Source organism: Leptospiraceae bacterium (genome assembly GCA_015075105.1).
GTDB lineage: Bacteria > Spirochaetota > Leptospiria > Leptospirales > Leptospiraceae > JABWCC01.
In genome coordinates this window covers 851,085-875,815 of sequence record JABTUZ010000001.1, presented here as the reverse complement: position 1 = coordinate 875,815, position 24,731 = coordinate 851,085, and the positions used below count along the sequence as shown (strand labels likewise).

General features: G+C 34.4%; 22 protein-coding genes. 1 reads left to right on the top strand and 21 read right to left on the bottom strand.

The window, feature by feature from the left end; translation table 11 throughout:
* Positions 1–117 precede the first annotated feature (117 nt).
* Positions 118–1,038: a hypothetical protein gene (locus HS129_04280; protein ID MBE7411271.1), complete on the top strand. Its 921-nt coding sequence runs from the start codon at positions 118–120 to the stop codon at positions 1,036–1,038.
* Here HS129_04280 and HS129_04275 read toward each other — a convergent pair.
* From HS129_04275 to rimP, 21 genes are all read right to left on the bottom strand, one after another.
* On the bottom strand, positions 991–1,629 hold the full coding sequence (locus HS129_04275; GenBank protein MBE7411270.1) for a riboflavin synthase: 639 nt from the start codon (positions 1,627–1,629) through the stop codon (positions 991–993). The genes HS129_04280 and HS129_04275 overlap by 48 nt on opposite strands.
* Positions 1,611–2,849, bottom strand: a complete 1,239-nt coding sequence (locus HS129_04270; GenBank protein MBE7411269.1) for a bifunctional diaminohydroxyphosphoribosylaminopyrimidine deaminase/5-amino-6-(5-phosphoribosylamino)uracil reductase — start codon at positions 2,847–2,849, stop codon at positions 1,611–1,613. The genes HS129_04275 and HS129_04270 overlap by 19 nt, the downstream gene beginning before the upstream one ends.
* Before the next feature lie 6 nt (positions 2,850–2,855).
* Positions 2,856–3,869 (bottom strand): protein translocase subunit SecF, encoded by a 1,014-nt coding sequence (gene secF, locus HS129_04265; protein MBE7411268.1) that lies wholly within the window; start codon positions 3,867–3,869, stop codon positions 2,856–2,858.
* Positions 3,862–5,796, bottom strand: a complete 1,935-nt coding sequence (secD, locus tag HS129_04260) for a protein translocase subunit SecD (protein ID MBE7411267.1) — start codon at positions 5,794–5,796, stop codon at positions 3,862–3,864. Before secD ends, secF begins: the two co-directional genes overlap by 8 nt.
* A 22-nt stretch (positions 5,797–5,818) precedes the next feature.
* Entirely contained in the window at positions 5,819–6,442 is a 624-nt protein-coding gene (locus HS129_04255; protein MBE7411266.1) for a hypothetical protein, read from the bottom strand.
* Positions 6,443–6,446: 4 nt separating this feature from the next.
* Positions 6,447–6,776: a preprotein translocase subunit YajC gene (gene yajC / locus HS129_04250; GenBank protein ID MBE7411265.1), complete on the bottom strand. Its 330-nt coding sequence runs from the start codon at positions 6,774–6,776 to the stop codon at positions 6,447–6,449.
* Between the two features lie 40 nt (positions 6,777–6,816).
* Positions 6,817–7,824 (bottom strand): anthranilate phosphoribosyltransferase, encoded by a 1,008-nt coding sequence (trpD, locus tag HS129_04245; protein ID MBE7411264.1) that lies wholly within the window; start codon positions 7,822–7,824, stop codon positions 6,817–6,819.
* Positions 7,821–8,558 carry a CDP-diacylglycerol--glycerol-3-phosphate 3-phosphatidyltransferase gene (gene pgsA / locus HS129_04240; GenBank protein ID MBE7411263.1) on the bottom strand — a complete coding sequence of 246 codons (738 nt, stop codon included), beginning with the start codon at positions 8,556–8,558 and terminating at the stop codon, positions 7,821–7,823. Before pgsA ends, trpD begins: the two co-directional genes overlap by 4 nt.
* Positions 8,555–9,883: a MiaB/RimO family radical SAM methylthiotransferase gene (locus HS129_04235; protein ID MBE7411262.1), complete on the bottom strand. Its 1,329-nt coding sequence runs from the start codon at positions 9,881–9,883 to the stop codon at positions 8,555–8,557. Before HS129_04235 ends, pgsA begins: the two co-directional genes overlap by 4 nt.
* Positions 9,884–9,912: 29 nt before the next feature.
* The gene (locus HS129_04230; GenBank protein MBE7411261.1) at positions 9,913–11,016 is read right to left on the bottom strand and encodes a helix-turn-helix domain-containing protein; all 1,104 of its coding nucleotides are present in this window, start codon (positions 11,014–11,016) and stop codon (positions 9,913–9,915) included.
* Between the two features lie 2 nt (positions 11,017–11,018).
* A complete protein-coding gene (locus HS129_04225) occupies positions 11,019–11,741 on the bottom strand; it encodes an outer membrane lipoprotein carrier protein LolA (GenBank protein MBE7411260.1) in 723 nt (240 codons plus the stop codon).
* Positions 11,742–11,863: 122 nt separating this feature from the next.
* Positions 11,864–14,434 carry a DNA translocase FtsK 4TM domain-containing protein gene (locus tag HS129_04220; protein MBE7411259.1) on the bottom strand — a complete coding sequence of 857 codons (2,571 nt, stop codon included), beginning with the start codon at positions 14,432–14,434 and terminating at the stop codon, positions 11,864–11,866.
* Between the two features lie 42 nt (positions 14,435–14,476).
* Positions 14,477–14,917, bottom strand: a complete 441-nt coding sequence (dut, locus tag HS129_04215; GenBank protein MBE7411258.1) for a dUTP diphosphatase — start codon at positions 14,915–14,917, stop codon at positions 14,477–14,479.
* An 8-nt stretch (positions 14,918–14,925) separates the two neighbouring features.
* Positions 14,926–16,200 carry an insulinase family protein gene (locus HS129_04210; protein ID MBE7411257.1) on the bottom strand — a complete coding sequence of 425 codons (1,275 nt, stop codon included), beginning with the start codon at positions 16,198–16,200 and terminating at the stop codon, positions 14,926–14,928.
* A 138-nt stretch (positions 16,201–16,338) separates the two neighbouring features.
* Complete coding sequence (gene pnp / locus HS129_04205) at positions 16,339–18,420, bottom strand: polyribonucleotide nucleotidyltransferase (GenBank protein ID MBE7411256.1); 2,082 nt, start codon at positions 18,418–18,420, stop codon at positions 16,339–16,341.
* 13 nt (positions 18,421–18,433) lie between these two features.
* The gene (rpsO, locus tag HS129_04200) at positions 18,434–18,700 is read right to left on the bottom strand and encodes a 30S ribosomal protein S15 (GenBank protein ID MBE7411255.1); all 267 of its coding nucleotides are present in this window, start codon (positions 18,698–18,700) and stop codon (positions 18,434–18,436) included.
* 208 nt (positions 18,701–18,908) lie between these two features.
* A complete protein-coding gene (gene truB / locus HS129_04195) occupies positions 18,909–19,805 on the bottom strand; it encodes a tRNA pseudouridine(55) synthase TruB (protein ID MBE7411254.1) in 897 nt (298 codons plus the stop codon).
* Positions 19,802–20,155 (bottom strand): 30S ribosome-binding factor RbfA, encoded by a 354-nt coding sequence (gene rbfA, locus HS129_04190; GenBank protein MBE7411253.1) that lies wholly within the window; start codon positions 20,153–20,155, stop codon positions 19,802–19,804. Before rbfA ends, truB begins: the two co-directional genes overlap by 4 nt.
* A gap of 9 nt (positions 20,156–20,164) precedes the next feature.
* Complete coding sequence (gene infB, locus HS129_04185) at positions 20,165–22,783, bottom strand: translation initiation factor IF-2 (GenBank protein MBE7411252.1); 2,619 nt, start codon at positions 22,781–22,783, stop codon at positions 20,165–20,167.
* A 22-nt stretch (positions 22,784–22,805) separates the two neighbouring features.
* Complete coding sequence (nusA, locus tag HS129_04180; GenBank protein MBE7411251.1) at positions 22,806–24,155, bottom strand: transcription termination/antitermination protein NusA; 1,350 nt, start codon at positions 24,153–24,155, stop codon at positions 22,806–22,808.
* 2 nt (positions 24,156–24,157) lie between these two features.
* Complete coding sequence (rimP, locus tag HS129_04175; protein ID MBE7411250.1) at positions 24,158–24,649, bottom strand: ribosome maturation factor RimP; 492 nt, start codon at positions 24,647–24,649, stop codon at positions 24,158–24,160.
* Positions 24,650–24,731: the final 82 nt, after the last annotated feature.

Genomic DNA, 24,731 nt, shown 5'->3' with positions numbered 1-24,731 from the left:
TCCACCTTTTTTAGAAATTTAATACTAATGAAAAGATAAATTTTGACCTTTAAGATTCAAGTAAAATACTGCTTCAAGAGATAATATTCACAAATCAGACTACCGATAATAAGAATAATGAAATACTCATTGACTACAGACCACTTGAAGGATTCTTATAATCTGAAAAAAAAATTCCAAAATTTTTCGGAAAGAGAAAATTTGGTCCATAGTCTTTCCCTAATTCAGTTTACAAACGATGCCTATAGATCCTATTTTCAAAAAAATCTAATCTATTTCTTTTTTACTTCCAATTGCATATATGGTTGTATCTATGAAAACAAAAAACAAATATTTGAATTTGGAGAAAATTCAAAATTCTCCAATCTCATAAACAAAAATCTTGATAAAGAAGAACATTTATCTATTCATAAAATTTCTGATAAAGATATATTTTTAAAACAATTGAACGCCAATTCCTTTGGTGAAAAAAATATCAACCTATTCTACTCTACCTCTTCATTAAAAGAATCAAAAGTTGAGATTTTCTTTATCGAAGACAAAGGCTTCAAACTGAATATAGAATCGGTTGAGATGATCCATTCCTTAATCAATAGATACTACCTTTGCCTTCCGGGTAAAATTGATAAGCAGTATAGAAATTTTTTTGGAGAATTTGAAAATTTATTTTTATCACAAATCAATTCGTATTCTTACGAAAAAAAAACTGGAGTCATTGCCAATTTTTACATTCAAGATTTAGGTCCCTACTTTACAGCAATGGGAGAATACAGATCTGGTGAAATTTTAGAAGAAGTCAGGCTTATTATTTTAAGCTATTTAAAAAAAGGAGATTTACTGTATCGGTTAAGTCACCAATCCTTTTTGACATATTCCTACGAATGTGATATAGAGTCGATGAAGCATAGATTTGACGATGTGTATTTTCAAATTAAAAATCTAATCGTGGATTATGAAATATATTTCTATCCGGTAACAAAGCCCATACATTCAACGAAAGAATTTTGGCAAAAAATTTTTCCACAAGGATTGATTTAAAAAAAAATTCTCCATATACCTTGCAAGGATATCCAATTCCAGATTTACATACACTCCCTTCTCCCAAAATTTTGCGTTTGTTTTGTTTATCGTTTCTGGAATTAAAAGAATTTCAAAAGTATTTTTTTTCTTATTTACAACAGTTAGAGAAATCCCATCTACGCAAATACTTCCTCTTTCTACAATATATTTAGCAAATTCTTTTGAAAGTTGAATCCATAAACTTTTCACTTTGCCATTATCTTTCCATTTAGAATCAAAAATTTTTCCGACTGTATCGACATGCCCCTGAACAATATGTCCACCCATTCGAGAAGTGGGGAGAAGCGCCCTTTCTAAATTCACTATAGATTTTTTTTCCAATAAGCCCATTGTGGTGATTTCTAAAGTTTTAAACGATGAATAAAAAGTAAAAGTTTTATCTCTCTTAGAAAAATTTACTATTGTGTGACAAACTCCATTCACAGAGACAGAGTCTCCTCTGTACAAATCTCGTAAATCTAAACCTGTTTTAACTAAGAAATCAATTCCACTTTCGTTCTTAGATTTTTCTATAACTTCACCTACTCCTTCTATGATTCCGGTAAACATCCAAACACCTCCCAAGTATCTCTTCCAATCTCTGCTCGAAAATTTCTACATGTATTTTGGTAATTCAACTCGGGCAGGATTCCTTTCTTTAAAGAAACTGAATTCCCCGTAATTTTTAGGATCGAATCGTAACGAGATAAATTTTTTGTGAACGCCCTATACAACAAATTCCCACCCTCTACAATAAGAGTATTTAATTCTAATTTTTTCAAGGAATCAAATATTTTCGAAGGAATTTCTTCTTCAGAGATTGGAAAGATTTCATGGAGAGTCAACTTTTTCAGATTTATAATCGTTTTTTCGGATATGCAATTTATATTTTTCCTTCGACTATCCAACAGGAAAAAAATTGCTTTTTTAGATTTATGCTTTTCATTAATTTCAAATTGCTTGATAAGAAAATCTTCCGACACTTCTTCTTCTCGGCTTAAAACAAAAATCCGAAAGGGTTGATAATCTTCACTATTTTCAGAATGAAACGAGATTACAGAATCATCCCCCGAAATAGAAAAAAGATTTGAAAAAAACAAATTTTCATTTTGAGTAACTTTGTAATTATTTTCTCGGCTTTTAATTTTACGAAAATCTAATAAAGGCTTATCCATAGAAATAGTTTTTGGACCGACTATAATTCCATCAAATTTGGCTCTTAACAGTTGGCTCATATTATCGGACTCTGGAGAGGAAATTCTAACAGACTCATCTTGAGACCCAAAAAATCCTTCCTTGGTTTCGACGATTTTTACCAAAACTGCCGGTCGTCCAAAATGAATTCTGGATAAAAATCCATTTAAATAGGCTTTTGCAATTTTTTGTATTTCATCTGATTTAGATATATCAATTTTTTCATCTGAATATTTTTTTTCAAAACTACTATCCACGACAAGCGGGTTTGGGTCTTTCAATCCATAAAATACAGATTCTGGTCTTTTTTTTAAAATTGTATCTGCACAAGGAGGAGTTTTACCTGTATGAGTACAGGGTTCGAGGGTGACAAATACGTTATGCGACACACCTGTTTTTGTAAAATTATTATAGGCAGAAATTTCAGCGTGATCGAAGCCTGTTTTTTGAGTATGCCCTTTGGATAGTATATTCCCTTCTAAATCAGAAAGAACACACCCTACGGGTGGGTTGGGGGAAGAATAACCCATAGCCAAAAAAGATTGCTTAACAAGCTCTTCCTCAATCTCATGGGTTATATTATAAATATTTTTCAAACTCTCTTAGAGTCTGGCTCTTTTAGAAGCTATAGTGTCGTAAATCTCAACTAAAGGAGATGCAATAAAAATAGATGAATAGGTTCCTATAATAATCCCAAAAGTCAACACATAAGCAAAATCATAAAGTTCAACAGCCCCACCAAATATGAGTGCAACTACTGAAATCAAAGTAGATACAGTAGTGTTGATTGTCCTGCTTAAAGTTTGATTGATAGAAATATTGATTAAAGAAGAAATGGATTCTTTTAATTTACCGTGGGCATTTTCTCTAATCCTGTCAAAGATTACAATCGTATCATTGATAGAATATCCAAGCAGTGTCAATAATGCAGCAATAATCGGAATACTTGGCTTGATTTGAAAAAATCCAATCATTGCAATAGTAAACAAAAGATCATGCACCAAAGCAACTGAAGCGGCTAAGGCAAATTTGAACTGAAATCGAAAACTCAAATACACAGTTATTATCCCGAGAGTAGAAAGTAACAAAGTAATCCCTGTAGAAGTTAGTTCTCCACCTACAATTGCACCTACTTGATCTGCACTTAAAACATCGTCGTCTGTTAATTTAAAATCTCTTTTTAATAAAATAATCAATTCATCTATAGAAGTAAGTTTCTTATTTGCACCCGTATCTTTTATTTCAGCCTTAGTCGGAGGAATTATGGACTTCTTCTCTTTCTCCTTGGAGGTTTTTGATAAATCGGGTTGTGAAACGAATCCTAAGTTCAATTCTTTTATTTTTGGAATAGCCCCAAGTCCAACATCAATCTGAAAATTATTTCTATCCTTATCTAATAAAATAATTACAGCCTCAATGTCCTTGTCTTGAAAATACTTTTCAAGATTGGATCTGGTTATAGATTTTTCAAAAGTGATGACTGTTCTAAGCCCTCCATTAAAATCTAATGAATGCGCAAATCCTTTATGTACCAGAAAAGTATATGCAAATCCAAAAATAATACATACTATGGATAACGAAATAGAAACAAATTTTATTTTAGAAAAATTAATCATTTTTTCCCTCCAACATTTTAAACCCGATACTTAGTTTTTTAACTCCAATCTTATTCACTAATATATCAAGGAGTAACCTACTCAAAAGTAAAGATGTAAACATGGAAGTAATAATCCCCCAACAAAGTGTTATGGCAAATCCTTTAATCGGCCCGTTTCCCAATCGAATCATTAGAATACCAGAAATAAGTGTAGTGATATTACTATCAAATATTGTCCAAAAAGCATTTTCAAACCCATGAGTCACTGCAATAGAAATAGGTTTACCTGCACGAATTTCACCTTTAATTCTCTCATAAATAATTACGTTTGCATCTACCGCCATACCTACAGTCAATATGACTCCGGCAAAACCCGGCAGAGTCAGAGTAAAGTCCATAAGAGTCAGTAGCCCGACCATAATGATAACATTGGCAAGTAAAGCAATATCTGCTACAATACCTACGAGCTTGTAGTAAAAAAGCATATAAATCATAACGAGTAAAAATCCGATAACTACAGATTTTAGCCCCACTTCGATAGATTCAATACCGAGTGTTGGGCCTATAAACCTCATCTCTAAAACAGATAATGGAATAGGTAGTGCGCCTTCACTGATTACATTGGATAATTGTATTGCATCTTCTTGGTTAAAACTACCAGAAATTTCAGCGTGCCCTCCTGCAATCGGCTCGTTTATAGTAGGATTGGAAATTACTTTATCACCCCACACGATGGCTAAATTTCTGCCCTTATTTTTTGAGGTTATATCAAAAAACTTTTCAGCCCCCATAGCCGTAAGAGAAAAGGATACAGTCCAGCCATAATTATTAGAATTAAAAGAAGGTCTTGCATTTGTTAAATCATTTCCACTTAAGGCAATTGCTCTTTCTAAAACTACAAACCTTCTGGGAATTAGAGGGGAATTGGGTTTACTTCCTCTTGCCCAGTATGTATATAGCTTGTATTTGTCTTTTGGAATCTTGTAACGAGCTTCCATTTTTTCAAGAAAGTCATCTATCGAATTTTTTCCTTGTCTGGAATTTACAAGATTTTGCAGTTGAATAATCTCTGTATCTTCTCGTTTCCCTTTATTGACCAATTCTTGCTCATTCCTTTCGATCGCTGCTTCAAAACTATTTTCAGTCCTTGGCTCTTCGAGTCTATATTCAACAGTTTCTGTATTCTGTAAAATTTCTAAAATTTGAGAAGAGTTTGCAACTCCCGGCAAAGATACTTCAATCGAATCTTGATCTTTTTGAATTCTCACCTGAGGTTCAGTTAAATTCTGAGTAGTCAGCCTATTGTCTATAATCAGTTTTGCTTTTTCAAGCTCTATTAGTTTTCTGGAATCATTCAGCGTAAAATATTCATTAATTTCATTAAGACGATTTTTTGCTTTTTTCTTTTCATCTTCTGTTTTGGAAGGAGTATTAATTGTAGTTTCTAACTCTGAAATTTCCTTGGAATAAATATCCCTTAGCTTTTCCGCATAACTTTCAAAATCTCCTTTCATCACGACACGCATCCCACCCTGTAAATCTAAACCGAGTTTTATAGTCATGAGCTTTCCACCCCTCAGAAAATTTTCGATTTCTGTGGGTCGAAGACGATTTTTAGATTCTAAAAATAATTTTGAATTCTCCTGAGAAATTTGGTTGATCTTTGCCGATGTTATAAATCGCCCTCGAACAATGATCAAATTGTTAGATGGTAAATTTTGCAAGGTTGGCTCTACGGAGATAGAAAGACTTCCATTGTTATTGTAGTCCTTCTTCCACTTTTCTCCAAAATTTTGCAGATACTTTTCTTTTGTTTCTTTGGAAAGAGAATGGAACTCTGGATTAATAAAAAGTTCAAGCTCTCTTTCTGCAAAATTCGGATACAATACAATACCGGATGCGATAAGTATTACGATAGGTAAAATAATCCACGCTGTTGATTTCAAAACTTACTCCTAAATATAATTATTATTTTTTTCGGAAATTACTGATAGTTCTCGGAGAGCCTCTTGGAGAACTCCCACCTGCTTTACTCTTCCCGACTTTGATTCTATAAATAATAAATGCAATAATAAAACCAAAAATGATTAGCACCTTTTTATAATCAGAAAAAGATCCAAAGAATTTCTCTAATAAGGATTTGGTCTCTATAGGTTTCGGTTCAGTAACAGAAATAGTTGTTTTATTTTCTGAGTTAAAAGAGAAATCAGTCGATTTCTTTTCTGTATTAGTTGAAAGATTTTCAGGTTTCCGGTCTATTCCTTCAATTCGATCTGATTTCACTTCCAACTCTTCGTTGATCCAATCGCCCTCACTGTATTTTTGAGGTGAAACAGAACTATTGTTTTCAGATTTTTCTAAAGTATTTTCTATCTTTTTTTTATTGATTGAATTTTTGGTCTTACTTATAGATTTCTTTTTTTTTCTTTTTCGTTTTGGTTGAGGACTATTTTTCGGATTCTCTTTTTTGGTAACCTTCTTTGGCTTTTCTTCACTGACTTTATCTAAAAAATCATCTTCTCCTTCCTGTGAATACAGATAAGAAGAAAACAAAAGAATAAAACAAATAAGAAAAGAAAATATCCGAATCATCACTCTATTTCTTTTTAATCACAGAAGAAGCAGCAAACAAAACATTTGTATCTTGGGCAATATTCAAAACCACAGTTTCGTTATTGTCTTTGAACTCTACAATTTTACCGTAAATCCCGGAGGTTGTTAATACCGAGTCCCCTTTTTTTAGATTAGCAATCATTTCTTTTTTCTTTTTTTCTTCTTTTCTTTGAGGACGTATCACCAAAAAATACATGATAATAAACATCACCGGAATCAAAATTAACGTTGAAAATATTGATTTGTTAGGGTCTGCGCCACTGTCTTGTGCAAGTATTGCCCCTATCTGAAAAAAGTACTCATTGTTTAGCATAAAAAAAGCCTCCTTTAGGCTTATAAATTGATTAGTTTTTCTACCCGTTTAAAATTCTACTAAAATATTCATTGATCTTGCCACACTCTATCTCAGACAAAGCCCTTTCAAATCCTTCTGGAATAGATTTTACTATTTCCATAAGATAAAGTGATACGCCTGCGTTCAAAGCAACAGCATAGCTACCAGTGTTGATCTTTCCCAAAAGAATTTCTTTGACCATTTTAACCGATTTTTCTCTCGAATCAGTGAAAATTTCTTCTTCTTTTAGATTTTTCAACTTCAACACTGATGGGTGAAATATTTCTTTTGATAAATCATTTCCATTAGAGTGATAATATAGTGTAGGATGAAATACTGAAAATTCATCAAATCCGTCTTCAGAGTGGCATACTATGGATTTTTTCAACTCCAACTGAATTAAAACCTTACTTATAATTTCAAGGTATTCTTTTGAATAGACTCCAACAATCTGGTAAGGTGCAGAAAATGGATTGCACAGAGGACCGATCAAGTTAAAAAATGTCCTAAACCCTAACTCTTTTCTCACATTGGCAGCAAACTTCATTGCAGGGTGCCAAAATGGTGCAAACAAAAATACAAAACCAAACCGCAAAAAATTTTCTTCGACCTCTTCGTGAGTTTTGTCCATTTTATAGCCTAACTCAATCAACAAATCACTGGATCCGCAAACAGAAGAAACAGAGCGATTGCCGTGCTTTGCAACCTTCACTCCCATAGATGCAAGGGTAAGTGCTGCCAATGTAGATATATTTATCGAATTTTTACCATCTCCACCCGTTCCGCAAGTATCTAAAAAATCAAAATCAAACTTCCTTTTTGGCTTAATCGCAGCGTCTCTCATTGCCCTAGCAAAGCCAAAAAGCTCGTCTGAAACCTCTCCCTTGAACTTCATGGCTGTAAGAAAAGATGACAGAAGAATTTCCGAGAAATCTCCTTTCATTACAAGAGATAAAAAATCATACGCCTCATTTTTTGTAAGATTTTCTTTATCTACAACCTTAAAAAGGATTTCTTTAGAGTTCATTTTTTTCTAAACAATACCTGTAGTAAATTTTGCAATTTTAATAACTCTAAATTTGTGACTAAATATCTTAACCCGGACAAAACTGTGATAAAAGTAGTAAATAACATTGCATAATACGGGACAAATGTAGCTATTTGAAAAATACACTGAGAAATAGATAATTGAATACCAGAACTTAAAGTATTGTATAGATTAAAAAAATTATCGTTCGCAATCTCAAAAACCGTAAGCCCGCTTGCCCTTCCATTTTCAAAAATTAAGTTTATCGCATTTCTTTCTCGAATAGATAGCAACATAAAGAAAATGAGAAGCAGTAAAATTGCGGTCATCTGAAAAGTAGTTTTTACTTTTCCCATCATGGTAGTTCGTAGAGATTTATTTAAACGAATTGCCAAAAACCTAAGCGTAGTAATCAGCATATCTCTAAAAATAATCAGTAATACCATCCACAACTCAATCTGCTCGTCTAATAGAATAAAAGTGATGAAGCTACCGATCACTAAAATCTTATCCGCTAGGGGGTCTAAGAATTTTCCAAACTCAGTTTCTTGATTCCACTTTCTTGCGAGATACCCATCGATAAGGTCAGTTAGAGAAGCGAGAACGAAAAATAAAAATGCAGTCACTCTATAAACTAAACCGTCTTGAAATAGAAAATATATAAAAAAAGGTACAATCAAAACGCGAACAACTGTCAGAATATTCGGAAAGTTCAATTCTTTTTCAAACTTCATTGTATCCAAGTACCTTCCATATCGTATTCGGAAAATGAATCAATTCGAACCTTTCCAATTTGCCCCAATTTTAAATCTTTCTTATCTACAAAAACTATTTCGTCTATTTCTGGTGCGTCTTGAAATCTTCTTACCAAAAAGTTTTCATCTTCTTTTTCTGACACAATCGCATCAAATATCTTGCCAATTCTTTCTTGGTGAATTTTTTTTAATATCTCCAAATGAAAATCTCTTACAAGATTGACTCTGTGACTCACTTCTTTCCCGGAGATATTTCTTGGTAGATTGTACGCAGGTGTATCTTCTTCAGGAGAGAAACTAAATAATGCTAATTTTTCAGGTTTGACTTCTTCTATAAATTTTAAAACCAGATCAACGTCTTCTGTGGTCTCACCCGGAAAGCCGAGTATTATAGATGTGCGAATTTCCAATCCTGATTTTTGTCTCGCTTTTAAAAAAAGATTTTTGTAAAATGAATAGCTTCCAGTACGATTCATTGATTTTAAAATTTTATCAGATACGTGTTGAATAGGAGATTCAAAGTAAGGTGCAATTTTTTCGTTTTGTATTACCAAATCTAAAAGTTTTTCGGTCTTCTTATCAGGGTATAAATACAGTAGTCTAAGAAGTTTCAGCTTGTCCAAATCCGTAATTTTTTGAATCGTATCCATCAAAATTTCAGTATTTTTCCCATAGAATACCGAATCCTGAGAAACCAAGCAAAGCTCTATGGCTCCCTTATTCAGCATTTTCTTGCAATCTTCCAAAATTTCAAAAAGAGAAACTTCTCTAAAACTACCTCTCAATTTTGGAATGATACAAAAACTACACCCTCTATTGCAGCCATCAGAAATTTTTATAAATGCATGGGGGGTTTGTGCATCACTTTCACTCTCTCGAATAAATAATTCATCCTCAAATCTTGTGAATACCTTTAGGTCTTTAGAAAACTTTTCTTTTAGTAATAGACCTGCTTTGTCGTATTGCCCTGTACCAAAAACATAATCGACTTCGGGAATTTCTTTTTTAATTTCATCCGGGTATCGCTCTGCAAAACAACCAACCACTACTAATTTTTGATCCTTTTCTTTTTTTTTGATTTCTCCTGCTTCCAAAATAGTTTCTATAGTTTCCTTAGTTGCCCCTTTAATGAAAGTACAACTATTGATCAAATGAAAATTGCTATTTTCAGGATTATCCGCAGGGAAGAATCCTTCTCGGATTAGAGACTCTCTCATACTTCTTGAGTCGGCAGTATTTTTAGGACATCCTAATGTAGTGATATAAAAAGATTTTTTATTATCAGAAAACTTTGGCTTGGAAATAGAAATTTTTCTATTCTTCAAACTTTTCACTATTCACCAAGCTCTTTTATAGTGTATTGAGTACTATCATAAAGGCTCGGTGCTTTATAATACACTTTTTTTACGAGTTTACCGGGTTTTCCCAATCTTACCTTATCTTTCCCATTTTGTACCATCTCAACTGCCCCACCGTCTCCGACTTTTATTTCCAACCTGTCCTTGGCTTCCAATTGTCTAACTTCCCCCGCAGCTACAAGCCCTCTCTCTCCCATTTGCCCGTCTAAAATATATTCTAAATAGCTGGATTTTAAAAAATACAGTGCAACTTGTATAGGAACATCTCCTACCGGTTTTTTTACGGTACCTGCTTTTTCTTCACTCAAGGTGATTAGCAATTTAGCGGACTTACCGGTAATGGCTTGGGTCAAGATTCGAATATCTCTTCGCAAAGTTGACAACTCAGGAATACTGTTTGTTAAAACTGTTTCATCTCCAACTTTCGTTTCAAAGGAATAGATTTTTCTATCGGAGGCAATATTAAAACCTATCACAGCTTTATTTTGAGAAGGGTCAGAATTTTCTTTGGCGCTTTTAATAAATATATTGCATTGCTGATTGCTTACGCTAAAACTGACTCCTCTTTCAGAAGTTAATATAAACGGCACACTCGTATTTTCCGGGACTGACTGAGAAACAAATGTTAAATCTCTCGGCAACTCAGTTTTTTCTTTTGATACCTCGCTTGAGTGCTCGTCTTCAAAACTGGAATCGTTTCCTTCAAATGCTTTAAAAATTAAATAAACTGAAAATAGTACAGCAAGAGTTCCAAGAACGGTAATTGCTCTAAACTTATCAAAGCTGCCAAACCCTGCAATTGTTGGCTTAGTCAACTCTTCTAAAGGCACCTGAGATTCTTCGATTTTTTCTCCCTTGTACAAATTGATTAAAGCACCTGTGTCTGTTTTTAAATAATCGGAATAGTTTCTTAAAAAACCCAAGGCAAAGGTTTCTCCGGGGAACTGCGCGTAATCTTCATTTTCAAGTGCTAAAATAAACTTAACAGAAATTTTTGTTTCTTTAGCCACATCTCTAACTGCTAGTTTTTTTGCTTCTCTTGCTTCTTTTAAAATCTGCCCTACTCTTTTTCTATCCATTACTAATTCTCGCTTACAAGTGGGTTATTTACAATTTTTGCATTTCCGCTAATATGATAGTTAAATATTCCGTCCTCAATGTCCGTATCCAATTGAATGGACGCGAACTCCAAAGTAGATTCTTTTCCTCTTCCGTCTATAGCCACTGCTTTTTTAATCAAGTAAGTCTCTGAATCAACGAATAAAATCATTTGTTCATAACCTCCTATTTTTTCTCTTTGCTCTAAAGCCAAAACAAAGTACGACTTTCCGTCTTTCGGAGAAATCTGTGGCTGGTTGATTGAATCAAATTTATAATGGTACTTTCTAAATAATCTATTCAACCCCTCAACCGAACCAGTTTGAAAAATAGGTCCGGAAGAGTTGCTCTTTTTAAGCTCAAGATCTTGTTTTCCAACAGCACCGATTCTTTTAATATAAATCCATAAAGTTTTCCCGTCGGATACAATAGCATCACCTTCTGGCTCTTTAAAATCGTATCGAATTTTTCCAGGTGCTTTATAAAAGCAAGTTCCTCTGTGCAGAGTTGTTTTCTTATTATTCACTGTAGTAATCCGAAACTCCGCAGAATAACTTTTCATGTTTGCAAATTTTTTCTTAATCTTTTTTACGACTTCAGATGGGGAGTTCCAGTTATGAGGCTGAGAGAAAACCGGAAAAAAACTAAAAAAAATACTAAAAATAATACAAATCTTTACTAAAAAAGAAAAAAATTTTGTTGTCATACCCTTATTTACTCTTCCGAAATTACTGAATTTTAAACGATTTTGTGAAATACTTATACTTTGTCACTTTTTTTAATTTCTCTTTCTAATTCAATTTGAATATATTTTTCATTAGAAAAAAATCAAGATTTTAGAATTTCTCTCTGCTTCGAGCCAATCTGTGGACCTACATAACCCTTTTCTTCCATTAGCTCCATGAGCCTAGCGGCTTTATTGTATCCGATTCTCATTCTTCTTTGCAAATAGCTGGCACTTGCTTTTCTGTCAAGCCTTACGATTTCCCAAGCTTCTTCAAATAACCCTTCATCTTCTTCTGCAAGCTCTTCTAAAACAGCCTCTTCATCAAGGCTAATATCAACATAAGAAGGATTTCCGAATTTTCTGCATTCCTCCACAATTTTTTCTACTTCATCTTCTGAAACATAAGGAGCTTGAATTCTCTGTAGATCGGCAGATGTAGGAGACTTATACAGCATGTCGCCCTTTCCAAGAAGAGTGTCTGCACCATTGTAATCTAGGATGATTTTAGAGTCAGTCTTTTGAGCTACATGAAATGCAATTCTTGCCGGGCAATTTGCCTTGATTAGTCCTGTAATCACATCCACTGAAGGTCTTTGAGTTGCCATGACTAAATGGATTCCGACCGCTCTGGATTTTTGAGTGATTCTAACTATATAGTCTTCCAATTCTTTTCCTGAGACCATCATCAAATCGCTCAACTCGTCAATAAAAATAATAATATAAGGCATTTTTTTATACTTAGATTTGTATTGAGGAAGCTCTACTTTTTCATTATAACTTTTCAGATCTCTACACCTCAAGTTGGAAACATTAAAATATCTTGCTTCCATTTCTTGAACAGCCCAAAATAAGGCTTTTGTAGCTTTTCTTGGATCTGTGACCACCGGCATAAGCAAGTGAGGCACATCTTCATAAGGCGCAAATTCTACAATCTTAGGGTCAATCATTAAAAATCGAATCTCTTCGGGAGACTTGGAAAATAAGAGTGAGGATATCATCGAATTCATCGCAACCGATTTTCCTGAACCTGTAGTTCCGGCTACGAGTAAATGGGGCATCTTGTTTAAATCGATTAATACATTCTTGCCAGATATGTCTTTTCCTAGCGGGATAGTCAATTCTTTTGAAGTTTTCAAAGAAGTTGATTCACGAATCATGTCTCCAAGTAAAATATCTTCTCTGTGTTTATTTGGGACTTCTATCCCTATGGTGGATTTACCAGGGATGGGGGCCACGATTCGAATGCTTTTTACTGCAAGATACAACTTAAGCTCATCGGAGAGGGAAGTAATTCTTCCAAGTTTTACTCCAGGAGGTGGGGTTAATTCGTATCTAGTAATTATTGGCCCTTTTTCCCAGGAGACTACTTTTGAATCATAACCATACTCTTTGATAATTTCTTCAATTTTTTTAGCAACAAATTCAGCTTCCATCTTAAATAGAGGGTCTTTACCGGAATTTTGATTGGTTGACAGCAATTCTCTCGATATATTATAAAAACTTTTTTTCAGTTTTACTTCGGGAACTGTAGTATTTTGTGCCGGAAATAAAGACAAATTTTCTTCTTCATTCAACAAGGAAGATTTTTTATTTTTTTTATAAGCCCCATCCATCGTAGAATCATCAATCCAAGTCGATTCAGGAATATCCTCCGGATTTTCATTTTCTTGAATTTGCTTGATTTCCGGTAAGTCCTCTATAAGGTCGAGTTTGTTCAGCTCTCTCGATTCTGGAATTTCAGTGAATTGGTTTTTTTCTAATTCGCCAAATCCTTCATCGATAAAATCTATAGGCTCACAAAACTCGCTATCTTTTATAGTAAATTTTGTCGGAATATCTGTCAGCTTTTCGATCAAATCTGAGGAAGATCTTTGAAACTTAAAAACCATTTTATCCTCAAAAAATCCGTCGAATATTGTTCCGGTAGAATAGCTTTTCTCATTTTTAGATAATTCTAACTTTTCTAAAACTAATTCAAAATCTTTTTTACTAACTTGGATAGGTTCTACTTCGTTTACTTTTTTACTAATTTGAAGCCAAGGGAGTAACTCATATCTTTTTTTGGAAGTACAAATTTCTTCTTTCGAGATTTCTGATTTTATATTTTTTGCTAATACAAACTTTAGGTGAAAAATCTTTTTAAAAATAGAAAAATTCTTTTTCAACAACAACATTGGAGACTCTCTGAATAAATAGAGAAACGAATATAAAAACAATAAAGAATTGGAAATAATTTTCCCTGTTCTGCCAAATATATATTCTAATACAACTGAAAGTTTTTCCCCAAAAAAACCTCCAGAGGCTTTTATACTTTCAGAATTCCCTTCGATAGAATTCAAAAAAATAGAAATGGATAGAATCAAAATTGGTATTACAAAAATTCGAGAAACAATCTCTGTTTCTTTTTTGTGAAATTTTAAATAGGCAAATAATAAAAAAAATAATCCTGGGATATAAGACGCTTTTCCAAATAAGAAAAACATCCCATAAGAAAAATAAAAACCAACCCTTCCGAAAATATTAAAATCTATTCCTTTTTCCGTTTCATCAAATGACAGTAGAGAAAATACGGTAAAAATTCCGAAAAATAAAAGCAAATACGGCAAGAATTGCTTATTGATCGAAAATAAAAACAGTGGATTTTCCTTTGACTCTTCTTTTAACTTCCCCATAGAATAATTATCGAAGAATAAGGCGAAAAACTATGGAATTTTTTAAACTCCTGTAGAGCCAAATCCTCCAGTACCCCGATTGGACGACAAATCTAACTCTTGAACAATGTCCCAAGAAATATTGTAGGTCTTTCGGATAACACCTTGTGCGATTCTCATACCGTGCTGGATTTCAAAATCTTTTTCACTCAAATTCAACATTGGAACAAAAATTTCTCCTCTATAGTCTGAGTCTATAGTACCAGGCGAATTTGGAATTATGACTAAAAATTTAGTAGAAATTCCAGACCTGGGTCTGATCTCTAAATCATACCCAACTGGTATTTCCATGGAAACCCCTGAAGGAACTAACCCTAATTTTCCAGGAGGGATAATTATCGGGTATTCTTTACAATACGCATGAAGATCATACCCCGCCGAAAATTCAGTTTGTTTTTTGGGAATACAGGAATCCTCATGGAGCTTTCTAATTTTTACTGAAATATTATATTTCATAAAGATGTTGAAATTTTTTTACTTACCTTGGAATTCAAATTTCCGACAAGAGATAAATGTAGTTTTTCAATAGAAAAAATTTCTCGAATCATAAGGTTTACTTCATCTAATTTTACCGAATGGATTTTATGAACTCTATCTTCAAAGCTATAAAATTCTGAAAAGTACAATTCCTGCAAAGCAATATTCACCATTCTGCTTTCTGAAACCTCAAACCCTATTGCTAGTGAGCCAATCATATTGGATTTTGCGTCCTCCAATTCTTTTGAAGTAATTCCATTTTTTATTACGCCTTGAATTTCTTGAATTATATAATCCAAACAATTTACAAATTTTTCGTGTGAAGTTGCGCAGCTTATATTGAACACTCCCGTATCTCTGTATGTGTTCATGTGGCTACTGATACTGTAGCAAAGTCCATGGTCTTCTCGAATCTTCTGAAATAATCTGGAAGACATGCCCCCACCAAAAATAATCGAAAAAAGACTGTACGTTGCATAAGTCTCCATATTTTTAGGAAAACCCTCAGCCCCAATCACAAAATTTATCTGCTCAACTTCTTTTCGATCTTTAATAAATACACCAAAAGACTTATCTATTTTAGGGAAAGTATGATTTTGAACCATAGAGCCTGAATATTTTGAAAAATACCTCATAGATAAATCTTCGATTTCAGAAAAAGAAAAATCCCCCGAAACAGAAAGAATCATATTTTCAGGTCGAAAATTTTCCTTATAAAATTTTCTCAAACTATCTGAAGATGCGGATAATACTGACTTTTCAGTACCACTAATATTTTTTCCAAGACTTGAATCAGGGAAAATATTGTTATAAAAAAAGTCATAAACAAACTCACTTGGAGAATCTTCATAGCTCTTCATTTCTTCTAAAATTACCTGTGACTCGTTTTGAATATCTGCTTCATTTAAAAGAGGATGAAAAACCATATCACTCAAAAACTCAAAACCTAACTCTACTCGGTCCTTGATCAAAATTGTATAAAAATATGTATATTCCCGCGAAGTAGCCGCATTTAGAATCCCCCCCACTCTTTCTATATCTTGAGCTTGCTCTTTGGCTGTTCTTTTCTCTGTGCCTTTAAATAGCATGTGCTCTAAAAAATGAGAATAGCCTCTCTCCAAATCAGTCTCGTGTCTGGATCCTGTCTTTAACCATAACCCAATAGAAACACTTACGCTATTAGGTGCTCTCTGGAACACTAAGGTTAAACCGTTTGGTAATTTTTTTTTATTAAAATCTTCTATTTTAATTCCCCTGTTAAATAATGTTTAGGATAAATATTGTTAGATAAATTTTATAACGAATTTTAGAAAAGTATTTCCTTAAAAGTGATTCCTAACACAAAACTAAGTCGAATAAATCATTAGAACTGCATTCTAAAAAGTATTCTATTCTGCATCCTTTTTAGATAAATCAATTTTTCCTTGTCGATCGATCCCCAACACTTTCACGCGAATTTTATCGCCTTCTTTCACAATATCTCTAACTGAATTCACTCTTTTTGAATCTAATTTTGAGATATGACAAAGCCCTTCTTTTCCAGGCAAAATTTCCACAAATGCACCAAAGTCCATTATCTTTTTTACAGTGCCCTCGTAAACCTTACCTACTTCAACATCTGCAAACATACCTTCTATAATTTCTATAGCTTTTTGTGATGAATCAAAATCTGTACTGGAAATGGTCACCTTACCATCGTCTTCAATATTTATATCTGCTTTAGTCTGCTCTATAATTGCTCGAATATTTTTTCCACCAGGACCGATAAGCTCACCGATTCGATCTTTTGGAATCATTCTGACTGTAATTCTTGGCGCAGTTTTTGATAAATCTTTTGCAACAGCAGAAATTACTTTATTCATTTCGTCTAAAATATGATTTCTACCTTCTTCTGCTTGAGTAATCACCTTAGCTAGAACATCCAAACCAAGTCCCCTGACTTTCAAGTCCATCTGTAACGCAGTGACTCCCTTAGAAGTACCTGCAAGTTTAAAATCCATATCTCCAAAATGGTCTTCTAACCCCGCAATATCACTAAGAATTGCAAACTTTCCATCTTCCCTTGTGATGATTCCCATAGCGACACCAGCAACTGCATCTTTAATAGGAACACCACCTGCCATAAGTGCCAGTGATCCACTACAAACAGATGCCATCGAACTAGAGCCATTGGACTCAAGGATTTCTGATACAACTCGAATGACATAAGGAAATTCTGTAAATGTAGGAAGAACTTTTTTCAAAGCCCTTTCTGCTAAATTTCCATGCCCGATCTCTCTTCTTCCGGGGCCTGCCATCCTTTTAACTTCTCCGACAGAAAACGCTGGAAAGTTATAGTGTAGCATGAAATTTTTCTCTTTTTGCCCTTCTAAATTTTCGTATCTTTGATTACTTGAAATTGTACCAAGAGTAACTATTCCAAGAGATTGAGTCTGTCCCCTTGTAAACACGCTGGAGCCATGAGGGCCCGGCAAGACGTTAATTTCACATGTAATAGGACGAATCTCGCCCAGTGCTCTTCCATCTGCCCGCACACTTTCATTAAAAATTAAATCTCTCACAATTTCAGACTCAAACTCATGCAGAAGATTTTTGATTTCTTTTAACTTTTCTGCATACTCAGGAATCGCTTTAAAATGCTCTAAAGTGTCTTGATTGATTTGGTTGATTTCTGTTGTTCTTTTTATCTTGTCTTTATTTTTATTTGCCACTGAAAGTTTTTCAAAAGCAAAACTTTTCACAGTTTGGATTAGAGCCTCATTTTTTTGCTTTAGCTTCACTTCACTTTTTTGAACATTCAAAGGTTTAATAAAATTTTCTTGAAAAGAAACAAATTCTTTAATATATTTATGAGCAAATTCCAAGGCTGAGATCAAGTCTGAATTCGATAATTCACTCGCCTCTCCTTCTATCATTAAAATAGAATCAGATGTACCTGCAACTATCATGTCCAATTCAGAATTTTGAATTTCTTCGTTGGTAGGATTTACTATTAGCTCACCATTCACTTTTCCGATTCTTACACCACCCAAGGGACCATGAAAAGGAATATTAGAAACAGAAAGTGCTGCACTTGCGGCGTTCAGTGCATGACCTGATACAGAGATGTTTTTATCTGCGCTTAATACTTGGACAATCAATTGCACTTCACATAGATACCCTTCTGGGAACATAGGTCGAATAGGTCTGTCAATAATTCTGGAAATTAAAATTTCGTGCTCTGAGGGTTTTGCCTCTCTTTTAATATATCCTCCGGGGATTCTGCCGACTGAGTATAACTTCTCTACGTATTCACAAGTGAGTGGAAAAAAGTCTTGCCCTTCTTTTGCATCCGTTGTAGCACAAACTGTAGCTAATAAAACTAAATTTCCAGTTCTATATACAACGCTACCATTTGCTTGTTTTGCCCAATTTCCGGTCTCAATGCTTATATTGTCCCTGCCAATATTCAGGGAAAGGGTATGCGCCATTTCAGTTCAACCGTTACTTACGTATGCCTAATTTCTTGACTAATTCTCTATATCTTTCTAAGTTTTTATTTTTTAAATATTCGAGCATTTTTTTTCTCTGGCTAACGAGTTTTAAAAGTCCTCTCTTGGAAAGGTGATCCTTTTTATTTTTAGAAAAGTGCTCATTCAATTCTTTAATTCTGCTATCAATGATAGCAATTTGCACTTCAGGGGAGCCGGTGTCTTTATCGTGAATTCTGTTTTCTTTGACTAGTGTTTCTTTCTTTTCTTTAGTGATCATTCTTATATTATTTCCCTTTAAACCATATTTTAAAACTACCCTTTATAGGAAAAGTTCTTTTTTTCTAAAATAAATCTAATTTTAATATAGAACAGTCTGTAATAAAAAAACGCTCTTCAAGTCTATACACAAATAACATAAAGGACTACAATTTACGGGTGTTGGTAAAATCGTCATGGACATTGAATAATGAAGCCTTCCAATTGAATTATACACACACAAATACTTTATTGTATTTATAGGGTAGATGGCTTTTCTTTCCCGAAAAATCGCACCATGCAACAATTTCTTGTTTTTCATTTTTCAATAAAAATCCGTATTTAGAAGTATTTGGATCCAAAATATTAATATAACCGCCGTGGGACACTAAAGTCTCTTCTTTTTTATCAATCAAGACAGAGGCAATATCGATTATCTCTTCAATTTTTTTCACAGAATATTTCCCTTCTTTGATTGATTCGAGTAAATTAGACTCGCTCAAATCTGTATTTCCAATGCCTGTTCGGATGAGTTTACTTATAAACATAGGTAAACCGGTATTTTCAAATAGATCCATAATTAATTTACGAATGTACGTTCCTGAGCTTACGGTTAAACTCATGGAGAACCCTTTTGCGGATAAATTGGAATAGAAAAAATTACTTATTGAGATTTCTCTGGATATAGATTCAAACTCAACTCCCTTCCTAAATAACTCTGCCTGTCTTACCCCGTTTATTTTTAACGCAGATATTTTTGGTGGAGTTTGTTTTTTTATATCCTGTATTTTGTCTATTTCACGAATAATATTTTCTAAATGGAATTGATAGTAAGAGTGTATTTTTTCAAAGTCCCACTCTTCTAAAATTTTACCGTCAATATCTCCTGAATCTGTAGCCTTCCCAAATTCGATCTCTGCAGAATATTTTTTTTCCATTTCTAAAAAGATCGAAGAAAAGTGCGTACAATCTCCAAAAGGCAAAATCAATAAACCCTCTGCAAACTTATCCAAAGTACCTGTATGACCAATTTTTTTTTTGATTAACTTCTTCACTTCTAAGACAACACTCGAAGAAGTCATATTTTTTGGTTTATTTACCAATAAAAAACCGGATTCAAAATTCATTCCGTCTTTTGGCTTAGCTCATCAATCAGTTGATTGACCTGAAATCCTTTTATATAGGCTTCGTCCCATACAAAGCTAATTTTTGGAGTTATTCTGAGTCCGAGTTCCTTTCCGACTATAGATTGAATATAGCCACTTGCACTTTTCAACCCTTTCATAAAATTCGCAATTTCATTTTCAGGAATATACGACGTAACCCACACTTTTACGTGAGACATATCTTCACTCAAGTCAGCTCTGTGAACACTGACAAGTCCAATTCTATGGTCTTTTACTTTCCCAGAGACAATCAATTTAGAAATTGTCTTGACGATTTCAGATTCAATTTTGAGTTTTCTTTGAGAATTCAATTGAATTGATTACAATTTTCTGGCAATAGTAGTAACTTCATAGACTTCAATTTCATCTCCAACTACAAAGTCATTGTAGCCATCAAAAAGAATTCCACACTCAAATCCGGTTAGTACTTCATTTACATCGTCTTTCACCCTCTTCAAGGATTTTAATTTTCCGTCAAATACGATCACTCCGTCATGAATCACCCTAACAGAAGAAGACTTGTTAATTTTTCCGGATTTCACCATGCATCCTGCAATATTTCCAATCTTAGATATTTTAAAATTATCTCGAATTTCTAAGTTTCCGATAACGGTCTCAATCTTTTCCGGCTCCAACATTCCTTCCATGGCTGCACGGATTTCGTTTACTATATCATAAATTATACTATAGTATTTAATCTGGACTTTCTCTTTTTCTGCAAGAGACAAGGTTCTTGGATTGGCTCTGACATGAAAACCTACAATGATTGCGTTTGAAGCCGATGCAAGCATTACATCTGTATCAATGATAGCACCTGTGCCGGCATGAATTACATTCAGTTTAATATCTGCTGTGGTTAATTTTTCTAATGCTTCTTTAATCGCTTCTGCTGTTCCTCTAACGTCTGCTTTTAGAATAATTTTTAACTCTTTTAGCCCACCCTGCTGGATAATTTCATTCATATTGTCGAGGGTTACTTTGACCGTATTTCCTGCTTGACCGATCCTCTGGTATTCTTGTCTATGTTGAGAAATATTTCTTGCTTCTTTTTCATCTCCAAGCACATCAAACGGGTCTCCGGCTTCAGGAACTCCTTCTAATCCGGTAACAAGCACAGGATAGGAAGGGGGAGCTTCTTCGATTATATGTCCAAGATCATCGTACATTGCTCTGACCCTGCCGGAATAAACACCTGCTACAAACGGATAACCTGTCCTGAGAGTTCCATTTTGTATAAGTACAGTAGCTACAGCTCCCCTACCCGGGTCTAATTTTGCTTCGATGACCGTTCCCTTTCCACGCCTTTTCGGATTTGCTTTTAACTCCATTACTTCAGCTTGAATCAGTATCATCTCCAATAGCTTGTCTATTCCAATATTTTCTCTGGCAGACACCTTGCAAGTAATGGTAGATCCTCCCCATTCTTCAGGTTGAAGTTCTAAATTTGCCAATTCTTGCATAACTTTTTCAGGGTTAGCTGCAGGAAGGTCTATCTTATTAATTGCTACTATAATCGGTACATTGGCAGCTTTTGCGTGGTTTATGGCTTCGATAGTTTGTGGCTTCACTCCATCGTCAGCAGCTACAACAAGTACGACTATATCTGTAATAGACGCACCTCTTGCTCTCATGGATGTAAAAGCTTCGTGACCGGGAGTATCAAGAAATGAAATAGTTCCTCTCGGAATCGTAACTTGATAAGCACCGATATGCTGTGTAATCCCACCGGATTCAGTATCAATAACCGAAGTTTTTCGAATTGTGTCTAATAGCTTTGTCTTTCCGTGATCTACGTGACCCATGATCGTGACTACTGGAGGTCTGGTAATGTAATCTTCAGGGTTGTCTATGTCTTCAGGCACAACTGTTTCCTCGTATAGAGAAACAATTTTTACCTTACAATCGTATTCATCAGCAAGTAAAGTCGCCGTATCGCTATCAATAATATTATTGATTGTAACCATCATTCCGAGTTTCATTAGCTTGGCTATAACATCACCCGGTTTTAAATTCATCTTCTTAGCTAATTCTCCGACTTGGATATTCTCCATAATGGAAATTTCTTTAGGTACAGTTGTACCTGAAACAGGTGGAAGATTTTGCTTTTTACGCATCTGTTGGAAAAATTTAGCATTTTCTTTAACACCCTTGTCGTTCTTTTCTCTAGATTTTTCAGATTGATGAGAGACTGTACGTTTTCTATTCGATTGCCCTTCAGGAACAATTTCTATTTTAGTGTCCGTGCCACTAAACTCGCTTTTTCCGGCATCTCCACCACTTCCCTGTTTCCCTTTGTATCCTCCACCACCCGGAGTAAAATTGCCTTTTCCTCTATTGCTAAAAGAATGACTTCCACCACTCCCCTGTCTTTGCTGGTATCCACCACCGGGTCTTCCACCACCCGCTCCACCATTGGGTCGATTTCCTGATGTATTTCTCTGGTAGTTTCCACTCCCTTGAGATTGCCCCCCACTACGAAATTTATAATTACCGCTGCCTGTAGCACCTTGTGGACTCGACCCGCCGTACTGCCTTGGCTCTCTGTGCTCTTTTTGAAATCCACCTTGAGTAGGTTTCACAGGACGAGAAATTATAGGATTTTTATCTTCTCGTCTTACAGGATAAGCCAATTTTGAATGAGAATGAATATTGGATTCTTTTTTTGGAGACTCTTGATCTGATTTTTCTATATCTGTTGGTTTAGAATATTCAGGAGAACGACTTTCTACAGTTGTATTTTTAGATTCTGGGCTAATCAAAGATTGCTTTTTATTTTCCTCTTTTACTAAATCATCTAAATTTTTCTTTTTAGATGCGTTTTGACTTGAAGAAACAGGTGAAGATTGCGGCTTTTTCTTAATTACAAGCTTCTTTTTAGAAGGATTATTTGCACCTTGCAAATTTTTTCCTATAGAGGATTTATCTGTGTTTTTTTCCATATTTTCCTATAATTTTCTGAAATTACTCAACCCATTCAACAGATTCAGACAATAGTCTTGATATATGCTCTGCTGTAGTTTGACCAACTCCTGGAATTTTTGCAAGAGACTCCGTATCCATTTCAATAAGTGTTTCTACGTCTTTGATTCCACCAAGGGTTAAAAGACCAATCACTCTGGACGTTAATCCGGGAATATCCTCAAGTGGGGTGCCTTTTTCTTCCTTAGTTTCAGCACTAAATAGTTTATCTAATTTTTCTCTCGCTTCAGGAGATGTCATATCTTCATTGAACTGAGAAATTGACTTTATATCGATCTTGTATTGGGTTAATTGAGATGCGAGCTTAACATTGGACCCGCTTGTGCCGATTGCCAATGAAAGTGAATCGTCTGAAACAATTACAAGTGCTTCACTCCCTTCATTATCCACCCTCACTTCCAAAGGTTTTGCAGGAGAAATTGCATTTGTAATAAATTCGATTGGATCGTCTGAATACTGGACAATGTCAATTCTTTCGTTTCCTAATTCTCTTACGATAGATTGAATCCGAACCCCTTTCATCCCTACGCAAGCACCAACTGGATCAATATCATTTCTTGAAGCCGCAACAACTATTTTTGTTCTAATGGAAGGAATTCTTGCAATATCTACAATTGTAACAATCCCATCGTAAATTTCAGGAATTTCCATCTCAAACAATTTTTTAACAAAATCAGCAGAGGCTCTGGATAGAGTAATAAAAGGGCCAGGTTCTTTTGACTTTTCTCTTTTCAACTCTACCTTAGATATAATCGCTTTCATTCTATCTCCGGTATGATATTTTTCTCCGGGGTTTTGCTCTTTTTTAGGCATAATCCCTTCTATCTTACCGAGGTCGATACTCATCACGTCTTTATTTTTCCATCTTTGGAAATAACCGTGGGTCAATTCTCCTTCTTTAGCTTTGTATTCATTGTAAAGAATTTCCCTTTCCATTTCTTTTAGTTTTTGAAAAACCATCTGTCTTGCGTGACTAGAAATAATTCTGGAAAAATCTATAGGTTTCTCTTTTTGTAAAACTTTACTTCCATATTCAACCGAATCATCAATCTTCTTAGCGTCTTCTATTGATATTTCCAACGGACCGGATGGATTCTCTGTAACAGTTTTGTTTATCAAAATAACTACTTCGTTTGAATCAGAAAGAAACTCAACCGAAATATCCGTATCTTCATCAGTCGGCTCCAAAAGATTCAACTTCTTCCTGTAAGCTGCAACAAGTGAATCCTTTATTACGTTCATCACTGATTCTCTGGTCAATCCCTTATCTGCCGAAAACTGTTGAATTGCCTCGAATAAATTCCCTTCTACTTTTGTATTTCTGGCTGCCATAACTATATATTCAGAGCTAAATTCCCTTTTTGTATTTTTGAAATCTCAATTTTTAGTAAATTGACTTCCTTTGTCTTTTTATTATTCTTTTTCACTTCTTTTAAAATCACAAACTCACCTTCTATTTCTTGGATAATAAAAATACCTTCGATTATTTTATTATCTTCGGTATAATAAAATATCCTTGCCTTTTGCCCTATAAATCTTTTCAATTCAAGAGGCAAACGAATCGCCCTTTCTGCCCCGGCAGAGCCGACTTGTAGAGTAAAATCAAACTCTTCTCCAAGTTGTTCCAGCTCTTTTGAAACAAAACGCGATATTTTTTCGCATTCACTGATTGTTACAGATCCTGTAGGATGCTGCAAATTATCGAGGACAATTTCAATGAGTGAGTGGTTTCTTCCAGTTTGAACTTTTAATTCAAATACCTCAAGAGGATACACAATGCAGTTTTGAACAATTTCCTTTATCTTTAACTCTAAAGAAGATAGCAAAAAAGCAATTAACCTCCGCCAATCTCACGACAATTTCTTGAAATAGCCCTAAATTTTAGGGCAAACAAGCATAAAAATAACA